This window comes from Lentzea pudingi (assembly GCF_014646255.1).
GTDB lineage: Bacteria > Actinomycetota > Actinomycetes > Mycobacteriales > Pseudonocardiaceae > Lentzea > Lentzea pudingi.
In genome coordinates this window covers 534,206-547,408 of the sequence record NZ_BMNC01000006.1, presented here as the reverse complement: position 1 = coordinate 547,408, position 13,203 = coordinate 534,206, and the positions used below count along the sequence as shown (strand labels likewise).

At 64.3% G+C, this 13,203-nt stretch carries 11 protein-coding genes and 1 pseudogene; 4 read left to right on the top strand and 8 right to left on the bottom strand.

From position 1 onward, the window contains the following. Window positions 1–3 precede the first annotated feature (3 nt). Window positions 4–340 (bottom strand): annotated as a pseudogene (locus IEY88_RS44405) (IS5/IS1182 family transposase); the annotation flags it as partial. A 767-nt stretch (window positions 341–1,107) separates the two neighbouring features. Between IEY88_RS44405 and IEY88_RS44400 the strand changes: the two are divergent. Beyond that, a complete protein-coding gene (locus IEY88_RS44400) occupies window positions 1,108–2,121 on the top strand; it encodes an Eco57I restriction-modification methylase domain-containing protein (protein WP_229693701.1) in 1,014 nt (337 codons plus the stop codon). Further along, a complete protein-coding gene (locus tag IEY88_RS44395; RefSeq protein WP_229693700.1) occupies window positions 2,118–2,861 on the top strand; it encodes a TaqI-like C-terminal specificity domain-containing protein in 744 nt (247 codons plus the stop codon). The genes IEY88_RS44400 and IEY88_RS44395 overlap by 4 nt, the downstream gene beginning before the upstream one ends. 106 nt (window positions 2,862–2,967) lie before the next feature. Here the strand turns inward: IEY88_RS44395 and IEY88_RS24400 are convergent, their stop codons facing one another. The 7 genes from IEY88_RS24400 to IEY88_RS24370 form a co-directional block, all read right to left on the bottom strand. Continuing rightward, complete coding sequence (locus IEY88_RS24400; protein WP_189157118.1) at window positions 2,968–3,807, bottom strand: hypothetical protein; 840 nt, start codon at window positions 3,805–3,807, stop codon at window positions 2,968–2,970. A gap of 50 nt (window positions 3,808–3,857) precedes the next feature. Beyond that, complete coding sequence (locus tag IEY88_RS24395) at window positions 3,858–4,574, bottom strand: hypothetical protein (protein ID WP_189157117.1); 717 nt, start codon at window positions 4,572–4,574, stop codon at window positions 3,858–3,860. Window positions 4,575–4,694: 120 nt separating this feature from the next. Beyond that, on the bottom strand, window positions 4,695–7,112 hold the full coding sequence (locus tag IEY88_RS24390; RefSeq protein ID WP_229693699.1) for a PaeR7I family type II restriction endonuclease: 2,418 nt from the start codon (window positions 7,110–7,112) through the stop codon (window positions 4,695–4,697). An 849-nt stretch (window positions 7,113–7,961) separates the two neighbouring features. Next, window positions 7,962–9,110 carry an MFS transporter gene (locus tag IEY88_RS24385; protein ID WP_229693698.1) on the bottom strand — a complete coding sequence of 383 codons (1,149 nt, stop codon included), beginning with the start codon at window positions 9,108–9,110 and terminating at the stop codon, window positions 7,962–7,964. Window positions 9,111–9,180: 70 nt separating this feature from the next. Then, complete coding sequence (locus IEY88_RS24380; protein WP_189157115.1) at window positions 9,181–9,642, bottom strand: thioredoxin family protein; 462 nt, start codon at window positions 9,640–9,642, stop codon at window positions 9,181–9,183. A gap of 33 nt (window positions 9,643–9,675) precedes the next feature. After that, complete coding sequence (locus IEY88_RS24375; RefSeq protein ID WP_189157114.1) at window positions 9,676–10,023, bottom strand: rhodanese-like domain-containing protein; 348 nt, start codon at window positions 10,021–10,023, stop codon at window positions 9,676–9,678. 90 nt (window positions 10,024–10,113) lie between these two features. Beyond that, window positions 10,114–11,046 (bottom strand): LysR family transcriptional regulator, encoded by a 933-nt coding sequence (locus tag IEY88_RS24370; protein ID WP_189157113.1) that lies wholly within the window; start codon window positions 11,044–11,046, stop codon window positions 10,114–10,116. A gap of 168 nt (window positions 11,047–11,214) precedes the next feature. On the opposite strand from IEY88_RS24370, the gene IEY88_RS24365 reads away from it, so the two are divergent. Both IEY88_RS24365 and IEY88_RS24360 read left to right on the top strand, forming a co-directional pair. Then, entirely contained in the window at window positions 11,215–11,895 is a 681-nt protein-coding gene (locus IEY88_RS24365) for a tRNA-dependent cyclodipeptide synthase (RefSeq protein WP_189157112.1), read from the top strand. 2 nt (window positions 11,896–11,897) lie between these two features. Further along, window positions 11,898–13,199, top strand: coding sequence for a purine-cytosine permease family protein (locus tag IEY88_RS24360; protein ID WP_189157236.1), 1,302 nt, complete (start codon window positions 11,898–11,900; stop codon window positions 13,197–13,199). Window positions 13,200–13,203 lie beyond the last annotated feature (4 nt).

Here is a 13,203-nt window from a genome sequence, read left to right as displayed (position 1 = left end):
GTCTGGCCGGAACCGTGGCCGGCCGCATTTGCTGCGTACCGGCGGGATCTGGTCGATCAGCGGGATCAGTTCGGTGACGTCGTTGCGGTTTCCGCCGGTCAGTGAGATGGCATGTCCACCGGGGATCAGGTGGTGCTTCGAGCCCGTTCTGGCGCGGTCGACCGGGCTCCCCCGGTTTTGGGCCGCCTTTGAGGGCACGGACGTGCGAGCTGTCGATCACCGCCCGCGACCAGTCCAGCGAGTCCGCGGCGTTAAGCTCGGCGAGCAGATTCTCGTGCAGCAGCTGCCAGGCCTCGGCTCGGTGCCGGTCACGCGACCGCCGCCACGCGGTCATGGTCGAGCCGAAGCCCAGTTGGGCGCGCAGCACCAGCTCGGCGGCGAGGTCTTCGGTGCTACGGCCGCGGTCGAAGTGCTGCGGGACCGAATGTCGCGTTGGTCCCGCAGCGCGTGTGGTCCGGGTCAGCAGTCCCGCCAGACCTCGGTCCACCCGGTACCGGGGTCACTGGTGCACCAGTAGTCGGTGCCACCGTTCACCCAGACCGACAGGTTCCGAGTGCTTCCGCTGATCCACGTGGAATCGAGGTTCGGCCTTGTCGGGTCCGGGGTCGTAGAGCGGCTTGTACATGTCGTCCGCTGTTTTGCGGCCGGGCATCAGGGCCCAGCCGTTGCTGCCGGGCTACGCGTGCCACACCGGGGCCGGGTGCTGGCGGCCGCGACGCAGTTCGGGACGACAGCGGTGATCACGTCGTTCAACGGGACGATCGAGAGCGGTCGTTTCCAGACCGGGCGTCGTCCGCTAGAAGCCAGGTCGTCCCAGCGATGCGATCTGTTTTCGGGAAGTCGCAGGAGGAAGAGGTCGTGCGAGAAAAGGTGTTCGGACACAAGCCGGAGCGCGGTGATGGCGAGCTCTTGCGTCACTCTTTCGTGTGATCCTGTGCGAAATTTCTTCCAAGCTATGACTACTGGTTGCGTCATGTCCGCGCTGTCTTGGTGTCGAAAGCAGTCTGGAGCAGCGGCACTGTCGGTGGCCCGTGCTCTCATGGATTGATGGCGCAACGCGACTTCGCGAGGCGGCTAGGACGTTTCATTCGATCAAGGGAGCATGGTGTGGGTGTGAAGTTCCGTGCAATCAGTCCGGCTCGGATCAAGAAGTTCTCGGCAGGAGATGCGCGGTCGGTCGACATTCGTTCCGCTGGGGCGATCGAGCACGGGGAGGTCTTCACCCGACGTTGGGTTGCCGAGGTGATGCTCGACCTCGTCGGGTACACCGCTGACCGGGAACTGGTTGGGCTCAAGTTGGTGGAGCCTGCGTGTGGAGCCGGCGCGTTCCTGGTTCCAGCTGTAGAACGGCTGGCGGCGAGCGTGGTTGACCGGGGGCGTGTCCTCGACGACTCCGCGAGATCGGCCGTGCAGGCCTTTGACGTGCAAGACGTCCATGTCGAGCGATGTCGTGCCGCGCTGATCGCTGTGCTTCGGCGATTCGGCGTCAGAGAGGCAGTAGCGCGCGAGCTCGCGCATCACTGGGTACGTCGCCGCGACTACCTGTTGTCCGCGCGTGCCAACGCCGATCTGATCGAAGGTCAGGAGGAAGCCGATGTCGACGTGATCGTCGGAAATCCTCCCTACATCCGGTTCGAGAGTGTGGAAGACGAGTTTCGGCTGCAATATCGTTCGAGATGGCCAACTATGAAGGGGCGAGCCGACGTGTATGTCGGTTTTTATGAACGTGCGCTGCGGTCACTCAAGCCTGATGGCGGGCGTCTTGCCTTCATCTGCTCCGATCGGTGGATGCGAAATCAGTATGGCGGGGAGTTGAGAAAGCTCGTTGCTCGCGACTACCGGGTGGAGGCCGTGTGGAGCATGCACGACGTGAATGCTTTTGAGAAGTCGGTTTCCGCCTACCCGGCGATCACGATTCTGAGCCGTGGAGCGCAGGGCGAGGCGGTCGTCGCGGAGACCACCCGGCAGTTCACAGAGGCCGGTGCGCAAGAGTTGACAGCGTGGACGCTGCGCCCAAGCAGCGCGGAGACGAAAGGCGTCGGGTACCGGGCGTTCAGGTTCCCAGGGTGGTTCCCCGGTGATGAGATGTGGCCGGCCGGAGATCCCGCCGCACATCGTTGATCAAACACCTCAACAACAACTTCGCGCCGCTGCACGATCCTGAGTCAGGAACACGTGTTGGCATTGGCGTCACGACCGGCGCCGACAGCATCTACGTGTTGAGGGAGGGCGATCCTGAGCTGGACGGAATCGAACCCGATCGGTTGCTGCGGTTGGCGACTGCGCACGACAACCATGCAGGTGCCTTCCGGTGGAGCCGGAGGTGCCTGGTCAATCCTTGGCGCCATGACGGTCAGCTGATCGACCTCGCTGGATTTCCTGGGCTTGAGGCGTACCTGACCCGCCATCGGGCGCGGCTCACGGCCCGTCACACGGCCAAAGCTCATCCGAGGGGCTGGTATCGCACCATCGACAAGGTCAACCATGATCTTGTCGTCCGGGAGAAGCTCCTGGTGCAGGACTTGCAGCCCTCGCTCAGTCCTATCTTGGAGGAGGGTGGCTACTACCCGCACCACAGCCTCTACTACATCGTGTCAGATCAGTGGGATATGCAAGTGCTGGGTGGACTGTTGCTGTCGCAGGTGGCTCAGATGTTCATCGAGGCTTACTCCGTCCGCATGCGAGGAGGCACGCTGCGCTTCCAGTCGCAGTACCTCAAACAGATTCGCGTACCTGCTCACTCAGAACTGACGGATCGCACCAAGCAAGCACTGAGGGAAGCCTTTCTCATGCGCGACGGACACGCGGCCACCGCAGCGGCACTGGACGCATACGGGCTCGCACGCAGCGATCTTCTGTGACGGTCCGAGGACTCGTGTGTGTCGACAGCTGCGGAGGTGGAAGCCGGGTGCCGGCTTCCACCTCCATTTCGTGGGTCAGGCTGTGTGAACTGCTTAGCGGCTCACCTCAGTCCGCGTCCACGATCTCGGCGTCGACGGCATACGCGTGACTGCTCGAGAGTTCTCTGACCGACCACAGGTCGTCGGCCGCGAGCCAGCCGTCCGCCTCCACTGCTTCGGTGCGATCGAGGATCGATGCCGCGACCCGGCTGGCGGTGTCGGCGAGCTCGGAAACACGTGTGGCGAGATCACGCCAGTCCTCGTCGTCCGCGAACTGGCGGTCGTCGGGGTCGTTGGCGAGCAAACCGATCTCTTCGACGTTGACCTCGGTTTCGAGCAGGCGCTTGCGCACCTCTACGAATCGGGTTCTCGGCGACTTGTCCGACTGGAGCCTGCGGATCTCCTTCTGCACCTGCCTGATCTCGTCATCTAGACGGCGGAGCGCATGAGTCGATCGACGGTCCCTCGCCGCCTTCCGCCCCTCCTTGGAGGTGTTGAGGCGGGACAGGATTCTCGGCACAAGACTCGCGCGACGTGGGGAAAGCATGAGCTTGACCACCTCGTCTATGAGGTCGTCGTCAGGCAAGTTGTGCGTCGCACGTCGATCGATCTGACGGCCAGTCTTGGCTTCATACAAGCTGCGCACCGTCATGCCTGGCTTTATCAGGTCAAATCGGTCATCGTCCTTCGCTAGGTCGCGGTAGACGGTCCAGGCGGCAGACGTTCCGCGGGCGTCTGGTGGCCAGGCCTCCGCAGTACGCCAGTAAGACCGCGCATTCCCCTTCGCCAGACCGATTGCCTCTGCGACGGCATCGCGATGTTCTGCGGGCACCTCGAGCATCGCGTCACCCAGCCTCCACTTGCGCACGCCGCGGCGTTCACTGGCAGGGTCGAGAGGAGTGCTCATGATCGATCGCACCTTCTCGACCCATTCTGCGTTCGGAGTCGGCACTGGGCTTAGTCCTCAGCCTTGCCCTCGCCGGTGCCGTGCTCGGCAGTGATCGCCTTCGGATCGGCGTGCACTAGGACGCCGGTGACCGACGGCATCTCTTTGGCCACCGTCTTGGCGATTGCGAGCCTGAGCTCGGGCTGACGGTTGCCGAACTCCTTGAGCAACGCCTCGAAGCGCTCGGTCGCACGACGCCAGCTCTCCAGACCGCGAGTGATCCCGTAGTCGCGAATGAGCTCGAAGTCCTCGGTGAGGAAGCGGGCTTCACTGGGCACAGGTACACCCTTCATACCCGGACGAGCACGCCTCTTGGCAACCTTCGCCTGCAGCAGAACGTACCCGTGGAGCTCTGCCAGCGCGACGTTGAGAGGGCTGGAAAGGCTCGTGCTCGCGTACTCCCACACCATTTTGACCAGCTGGTCGCGAGCTGCCTCCTCCTCGGGACTGCTCGCCGAGTACAGCAGAGGCTCGTCGCCGAAGAACTCCTCGACGATGTCTTCACGCCACGCCGCACGGTCAGGATCGGACTTCAGCTGCTTGCGGTCTTTGATGACGTGTCGCGTTTTGAAGATCTCGGCAAGTCGGTTGCCGACAGCCTTGGTGTCGATCTGCTCACCGAACTTCGCGTGTTCGACGACGAAGCCGGCTCGTCGCCAGCTGGCCCACACGAGTTCGTCCGCACTGGCCGTGTCGAATTCGACCACAGAAGAAAAGAACTTGGACATGGTGCAACGCTCCTTCTGTCCCGCCAGGTGTCTCGGAGATGGTCTCCGAGCGTGCCTGCCGTGGACGGCGGAACGCTACAAGTGGGACAACGCCAGAACGACGAATGTCAAGTATTTGGCTCAGAACTGGCGTTCTTCTGGCGCCTGTCGGCTGGCGTACTCCTGGATCTCAGCGACTCGGTTCGCAATGGCGGTGCTGAAGGATTTGACGGACACCTCGCACACCGGCTCGTCGTAGATCCCTTCGTCACGCCTTGTGCTGACAAGACACGCGGCGTCGTAGAAATTTTTGTCGACGAGCCGTTGAAGGAGCAACTGATAGCGCTTCATGTAAGAGGAATTGTCGAAGGCCTGGTCTGGCCTGTACAGCGTCGCGCCCTTGTCTCGAACGATGGGTGGCGCGTCAGTGAGCTGCTCGAACACGAAGAAGATACCGAGCCAGGGCTGGATTCGATGGGCGCCCAATAGTCCCTCGTCGTAGGCGAGCCTCAGATCCACCGCGTTGCCGATCATCTCCTCTGTGCGGTTGTTGAAGTTGTTTCCGACAGAACCGACCTGTGACTTCAGTTCGATGGCAGCCACCAGGATGTCGTTGTACTTCACAACGATGTCCCAGTCTTTCGTCCGCCGAAGGTATCCTGGAATCGACAGGCTTCCCTGGTAGCGTACTTCGACTCCGTCGATAGCATTCAGTGGAGCAAATTCCCGGGCGATCACTTCCTGTAGTGGGAGCAGATGTTGCCCGCCTGTCACCGATCCTCGGGTGCCGGCGTCGAGCTTTCCGGAGTCGCGCTGCTTCTGCGCCTGGAGGCTGCGCCCAGTCCAAAACGCTTTTACGGCGGTATCGTAGTCGTCGTGCGTCGGTGTCAATTTACTGCTTTCGTCGTCGTCTTCTATTGTGATGAGAGCATCGTTCTGCAGCTCGATGTCGTAGTTCCTCAGGTCAATGTCATAGGCATAAGCCGCTGCTCGGGTTGCTGCTTCGACATCGCGATTCTGAAAAGCGCTGCGGAGTTCGTCCTGGGTATCAGGGTCGATCTGGTCTGGCAGCGGAACCCGGATGCGCTTGAGATACTGAGCCTGGAAGCGAAGCGTGCCGCCTCGCATGCGCACACAGTATGCCTCGATGAACGCCTGGGCGATCCGCGACAGCAGAATGCCGCCGAGCACCTCCATATCCCACTGGTCAGAGACGATGTAGTACAGGTTGTGATGAGGGTAGTGGTCACCCCTCTCCAAGACGGGGTGAATGGTGGTTTTCATGTCCTGAAGAAGCAGTTTCGGCTTGCGGATCAGGGCAGAGTGCACCTTGTCGATCGTGCGGTGCCACTTCTGTGGATCCTTCTTCGCCACGAATCGATCCAGCAGGACAGGATGCCTTGACAGGTAGTCGTGCATCCGTGGATAGTCCGCGAGATCAACGAGGTTTCCGTCGTCATCCCACGGGTTGATGAGGTAGTTGCCCTGCCACTTGAACTCGCCGGTCATGAGATCGCGGCGCATCGCGAGCGGTAGCGCGCGATCTTCCTCTACCAGGCTCGGGTCTTTGACGATGTAGACCTTGTCCGCGCCTGTCGCGATTCCGATCGAGACTTTCGTCTGAGTGTCCTCGGAGTGCAACGGCTCGAAGTGCTGAAGATGTTCGATCAGCGCCAGGCGTGCGGGTGTGCCCGTCGGCCACAGCTCGCCACCGTCGAACCAGCTGTCAAGCCGATGAGCCTTCACTCCGTTGCCAGAGAACTCTTGGAAGTCCTTCAAGCTGGTCGCTTCGACCAGCTCCTTGGCACTGGCATCCGTGAACTCGCCAGTCGTATCGGCGACTACGGCTGAACCCTGGACGTGGTTGCCAAGAACCGTGATAGCCGGATACGCCGAGACAGACCGTTCGAACGCTTCCACGTCGTGCATCGTCCAGACGTGTTCAACCGCATAGCCGCTGGCGACGAACGCCCGCAGGTCGGCACCGTACTGGTTCCGCATCCACCGGTCTGCGCAGATGAATCCGACCTTGCCGTCAGGTGCGAGCAGTCGAAGGGAGCGCTCGATGAACCCCACATAGATGTCGCCCCTCCCACGCATCGTCGCCCAGGTGCGGCGATACCGGGCCGCGAGTTGATCCGGGAGATCGTCATACCGGATGTACGGCGGGTTGCCGACGACAACATTCGGCGCGTAGTCGTCCAGATCGGCGAGCAGGAAGTCGGCATGCCGCACCCATGTCTCGGACAGGGCATGCGCCACAGGTGCCGACGCGCCTGCCTCAGCCAAGAGGCCGCGGCACAGCTGACGGGAAGCCTGCACGTGCTCTGACTGGAGGTCGTAGGCGCGGATCGCGTCACCTAGTGACGAGAGGTCGCGGTCACAGGCTTGAGCACTCTTGACGAGGCGTTGCACGATCAGGCCGAGAAACGCCCCGGAGCCGCAAGACGGCTCGACCAGGCGTTTCGAGCCGAGATCGCTCTCTTCGGTGTACCCCGTCAGGTCGAGAAGTACCTCGACCACCCAGGGGAGAGTGAACACCTCGCCGTAGTTCTGCACATCTGGGGCTCCAAGTGACACTCGCACAGCTTAAGGGTCTCGAGTATTTGCACCTCGGACGCGGTGCGGAGGGCGTAGCCAGCACGGCGGCCGCAGACGGCTGAGAGGGCAGAGGTTGTAGGCTGCTGCAGCCTTGTGCCGGTCAGGGGTTCGTGGATGTCGAGTCTCCGCGGGGCTCGGTGAGTTGTCGGCCAAATCGGAGCACCCGGTGGCGAACTTGCCTGGGGGTCAAGGGGTCGGAGGCACAAATTCTGTCGTCCCGACGGTTTGAATCAGCCCGCTGATTCTGGGTGAAAGCCCAGTTCGGCGGGCTTTTTCGTGCGCTCGAAACGATCTCCAGCCGATCATCCGTTGTACGATCAACAGGCTGATGAAGGAGTCAGACAGAAGGCACTGGCTCCTTCGTTTTGACTAAATCAAATGGGGTCACCATGAACGGGTGGGCTTAGTCGAACGACGCTGACCTGGCGTTAACCGGCCCTGTTCCGCCTTCATCTCCGGTCAGCGGGCCGTGACTGGACAGAGGGCGACCGGCGTAGGAGGCGGTCACGTCGAAGTTGTGAAGTCCCTATCCATTAAGTTGCTGTGTCGCAGCGGAGTCCGCCACTCGGCGGGTAATGGCACAGACGGCGAACCGCATCCGATCACCGTCACAGTGAGCGGTTCGTCAACGCGTATCTGGTGACGGCGGTTGAGACCTGCACTACACACGAGCAGGGCACGCACACTGCACCTGAAGGTCGCGGACGCGCCGGACAACGGCATCACGTCCGCCGAGGCACAACAAACTCGGCCATGCGCTGCTTGCAGGATGTGCTGTCGGTGCCGGCCGCACCTTGTGCGAGTTGGTCAGCCGCGGACGTCCGCTGCGTTTCCCGTCGGGGAGGGAAGTCTGGTCGCCATCCAGAACGGCACGGTCATCAGCGCGGCCGCCGTCCACGTCAGTGCGGGTGCCGCGGTGTCCAGCACCACTCCTCCCACCGCGGCACCCCCTGCCACCGCGCCGTTCCAGGCCGCGATGGTCAGCGACTGGGCCCGGTCCGCGTCCCGTCCCGCGATCAGAGCCGTGACCGATTGAAACGCTGTTGGAGCGCCGCCGAAGGCCAGGCCCCACACCGCGCACGCCATCAGGGTCGTGGCGGCGTCGTCTGACACGGCCAGCACCACGATTCCGGCCGCGGTCAGCAATGGGCACCAGCCCAGCACCGCGCGCGGATTGCGGTCCATTGTGGATCCGACAGCCAGGATGCCGCACACGGCGGCGACACCGAACACCAGCAGAGCTGTGCTCAACAGCTTTTCCTGTGCCAGTCTGGCCAGTGTGGGGCCGAGGTAGGTGTAGAGCATGTTGTGTCCCAAGGCGTACACGAACACCATTGCCAGGACGGGTCGCAGCATCGGGAGGGCGGCTCGCGTGGGACGGGCGCGTTCGGTGGTGATCGCCGGCAGCACGGTCAGGATCCAGCACAGCAACGGCACCGCGATCAGACCCATGGCCGCGAACGACCAGCGCCAGCCGACGAGGTCGCCGAGCGCCGTGCCGGCGGGCACTCCGACCGCGAAACCCACGGGTGTTCCCGCCATCGCGACCGCGAGTGCACGTCCGGCTTGTCGTGGTGGTGCGATCCGCATCGCGTACACCGCGACCAGTGACCACATCACGCCGGTGATGGCGCCGGATGCCACCCGTGCACACAGGATGACGCCGTAGCTGGGGGACAGGGCTATCACGAGGTTCGTGGCGATGAAACCGAGCACGAGTGCCACCAGTACGTGTTTGCGGGGCAGCCGGGAGGTGAGTGCGGTCAGGGGGACAGCGGTGGCCGCTGTGGTGACGGCGTAGACGGTGACGAGTTGCCCGGCGGCGGACGGCGACACCCGGAGATCTTCCGACATGGCCAGGAGCAACCCCGCGGGCAGCACCTCGGTGAGACAGCCGAGCAGCACCGTGAGCGTCAGTGCGAGCAGCGCACGCCAAGGCAACGTGTTCTGGGACAAAGGGTTCCTCTCACGTGGGAACCGCCCCGGCACGGTCAGCAGGATCTCGTGCCGGGGCGGAAGAGGGAGATCAGCCCTTGGCCAGCTGGGCGTCGATCCACGCCCGCAGCGCGGTCTCGCCCCGGAAACCGATCATGCGGGAGCCGGGCAGCTCGGCCGCGTTGCGCATCGGCACCAGCGTGGGCAGGTACTGGATGCGGTAGCGGGACATGAGGTCACGGCTGATGTCCGCGTCGACCTCGCCGAGCAGGAACCGGCCGCCGTACTCCGCGGCCAGCTTCTCGATCACCGGCTTGAGCTGGCGGCACGGCGGGCACCAGGTGGCTCCGAAGTCCAGGACGACGAGCTTGGTCCTGGATGCCTCCATCACCTGGTTGTGGTTCGCGGACGTCACCTTGACGACGTTCTCCGCGCTGACCTGGATGTTGGCGTCGGCCATCGGCGTGGCCTGGGCGGGTGGGGGCACCAGCACCGCGGCCACGACGGCCACGGCGGCGACGCTCGCGCGCAGCCAGTTCTTGAGCAGGGACATGAGAACTCCTTGATGGCAGGGAAGTGCGAGTGCTCAACCGGTGGTGGTGGCGAGGCCGGCACCGACCCAGTCCTCGATGCCCTCCCGGTATTTGCGCACGTTCGAGTAACCGAGGCGAAGCAGCCGGGATCCCACGAGTTCGCTGTTGCGACAGGGCACGTTGGCGCAGTAGACGACGATCTCGGCGGTCTTGTCCGGCAGCACGTCGGGTGCGTACCGGTCGGTGAGCTCGGCCGCCTGCTCGTAGGGAAAACCGGGGATGTTCACCGCGCCGGGCAGGTGTTCCACCTCGTAATAGGCTGCGGGCATGGTGTCGACAACCACCAGCGTGCCCGCGTCGATACCTTTTTTCAGTTCCTCTCGCGAGATCAACGACAACATAGAAGGATCCCTTTCCCGGCACGATTCGCGCGATGTCCGCGTCGATTTCGAGTGTGACCGGGTACGAGATTCCCTCCCACTGCCAGAGGGCTATGTCGTGCCGTTATCCATCCACTCGCGATAGCGGTCGGTTTGCGCCATGAGCTGTTCGTAGGCGCTGGTGACGGCGTGGTGCAGCTCGGTGAACCGGTCGTCGAGCAGGTGGTCCGCCCGCCACAGCAGGACGTGTTGCACCGTTATCGGATCTCCGGCCAGCGGCCGGATCGCCACCCCGGGAAGTTCCGAGGTGGTCGGCTGCACCAGGCACACCCCACGCGCCCCGGACACCAGCCGGTGCCGCAACGCGTCCACGTCGTGCGCGATGCGCGGGGTGAAGCCGTGTGCCAGGCACATCTCGCGGAAGACGATGCGGCAACCGTCACCACAGCTGGAGACGATCCACCGCTCCCGCGCGAGATCGCTCAGGTCGACGACCGGCGACGCGGCCAGCCGGTGCTGCGCCGGCAGTGCCACGAAGGACGGCTCGGTGGCCACCCTTTCGGCACGTACTCCATCGGGCACGGCCAGCGTCCGCGGTCCGCAGATCATCGCCAGCGCGAGGTCGACGCACCCGCTCGCGACCTGGGACACCAGCCTGCCGTGCGACAGGTCGGCGCGGCTCGTGAGCTCCAGGTCCGGAAAAAGGCGCTCGACGCAGTCGAAAAGACCGGACAGGAGCCCACTGTCGTTCCAGCCGATCCGCAGACCACCACCGGACGGCTGCTGGCGGCGGAAGTCGCGGTCCAGTTCGTCGAACGCCGGAATGATCGCCTCGGCGCGGGCGAGCAGCAGTTCGCCGATCCGGGTGGGGCGCACGCCTCGCGTACCGCGGTCGAACAGCCGGTCGCCCACCATCTGCTCGATCCGGCGCAGCTGATGACTGAGCGCGGGCTGGGCCAGCCGCAACTCGCCCGCGGCCCGGTTGAGGCTGCCGGCGCGTGCGATGGCGACCAGCACCCGCAGGTGCCGGACTTGGAGTTCCATGTCACCCATCAGACACGGCTGATCGCGTGCTGTCATCCGTTGGGGCCGAACGGATCGCGCATAAGCCGATGACATGGCCGTCCGGCAGTACCCACCGGTTCTGATTCTGCCGATAGTGGTCGAATCCGGATTTCCCTGTCCCTGTGAATACCATTTTCGGAGTCGACGGTGTTGCTGACAACTCCGCTGACCGAGCACTGTTCCGCCCCTCTGCGAAGTGGTCGGCACGTGTGCGTCGGGGTGAGCCCGTTCAACAGTTACTTCACGGTGGATCGTATTACCGCACTTGCCCGGTGGGCGATGCGGGAATTCGAGCGTTTCCATTTTTTCGTGCCCGATCATGCGGCCGCGTACACCTTGGAGGCCCTCGGCTATGAACCCGGCCGGGCCCAGCGCAAGGCCGGGCGGCAGGGCCAGTACGTGGTGAACAAGATCTTCCGGGCCCTGCGCGACGCCGGTGTGCCGGACCCCGAGGAGCACCTGCTCGACGGCACGACGCTCGCCCGCAACGATTCGTACCGGGAACTGCTGCGTGACGCGGGGGCGTGGTTCCTGACCGACGACGCCTTCGCCGCGGACTGCCTCGAGGCCACCCGCTGGGTGCTCGACCGCCGGTTGCCCGATGGGCAGTCGCCCACTGACGACCAGCTGCGCTGCGCCGTCCGCTACTTCTTGGCGGAGTTGCCGATGTTCATCGACACCCCGGCGATCGCGGGCGTCGACAGCTCGGTGTTCGCCTACCACCAGCGGGTCGCGTTCCTGGAACGGCTCTACGCGAGGGAACTGGCCTGGCAGCCGAACCCCGCGCAGGGTTTCGTCCTGCTGCGCGCCGGCGACGAGGTGACGTGACCGTGGCCCACGACGACTACTCGTTGCGCCGGCTGCCGGACGAGGCCAGGCGGTCCTGGTTCTCCGTCGCGGTGCAGCGGTTCGGACAGGTGTCCGCGTTTCACCAGTTCCTCCTCGGCGCCACCCTCGGACTCGGGATGACGTTCTGGGACGCGGTACTCGCCATCACCCTCGGGTCGGTGATGCTCGAGGTCGTCACCATCCTCATGGGGATCGCGGGCGTGCGCGAGAACCTGTCGACGTCGGTACTGGCTCGTTGGGCCGGGTTCGGCGCACGGGGTTCCGCGCTGGTGGGCCTGCTGGTGACGCTCAGCCTCGCCGGCTGGTTCGGAGTGCAGAACGACGTCTTCGCGCACGGTCTGCACCGCCTCGCCGGTGGTCCGCCGGTCTGGGCGTGGGCCGTGCTCGGCGGCATCGCGGTGACCGCGATCGTCGTGGCGGGCTTTCACACCATGGCGTGGACGGCGTACCTCACGGTGCCCGCTTTCCTGCTGCTGACCACGTGGACGATCGTCACCGAGCTGCGCAAGCACGACCTCGGCGACCTGGTCGGCATGCCGGCGCCCGGCCCGGCACTGACCCTCGCCCAGGGCACCACGCTGGTCGCCGGCGCGTTCATCATGGGTGCTGTCATGACTCCGGACATGACCAGGTTCAACCGGAGCACCTCCGACGTCGTGAAGCAGACGCTGATCAGCGTCACGCTCGGCGAGTACCTGATCGGCCTGACCGGGGTGCTGCTGGCGCATGCGGCGCGCAGCGCGGACGTGGTCGGCATCGTGATGTCCAGTTCGGGTGTGATCGGCATGCTGATCATGGTGACGGCCATCCTGAAGATCAACGACTGGAACCTCTACTCGGCCTCGCTCGGCCTGGTGAACACCGTGGACGTGCTGCTGCGCAAGAAGATCAGCCGGTCGACCGCGACGTTGTGGCTGGGGGCACTGGGCACCCTGCTGTCCGCGCTGGGCATTCTCGACCACTTCACGGTGTTCCTCACGTGGATCGGGGTGATCACGCCGCCGGTCGCGGGCGTCATGATCGCCGAGTACTTCGTCGTGCGCACCTGGCGTGCGGAACTGGACGAGTCGCGGTCCGGGGGAGAGCTGCCGGCAGACCCGCCGGACTGGGTCCCGGCGGCGCTGGTGTGCTGGGCGGCGGGAACGGCTGTCGGTTTCCTGGTGCCGGTCGGCATCCCGACGATCAACTCCGTGGTGGTCGCTTTCGCGCTGTACGCTGCGATCGGCAAAACAGCCGGAATCGTCCGGCAGGTGCCCGGATCCCGGGTCGACACTCACCGCTGACGGG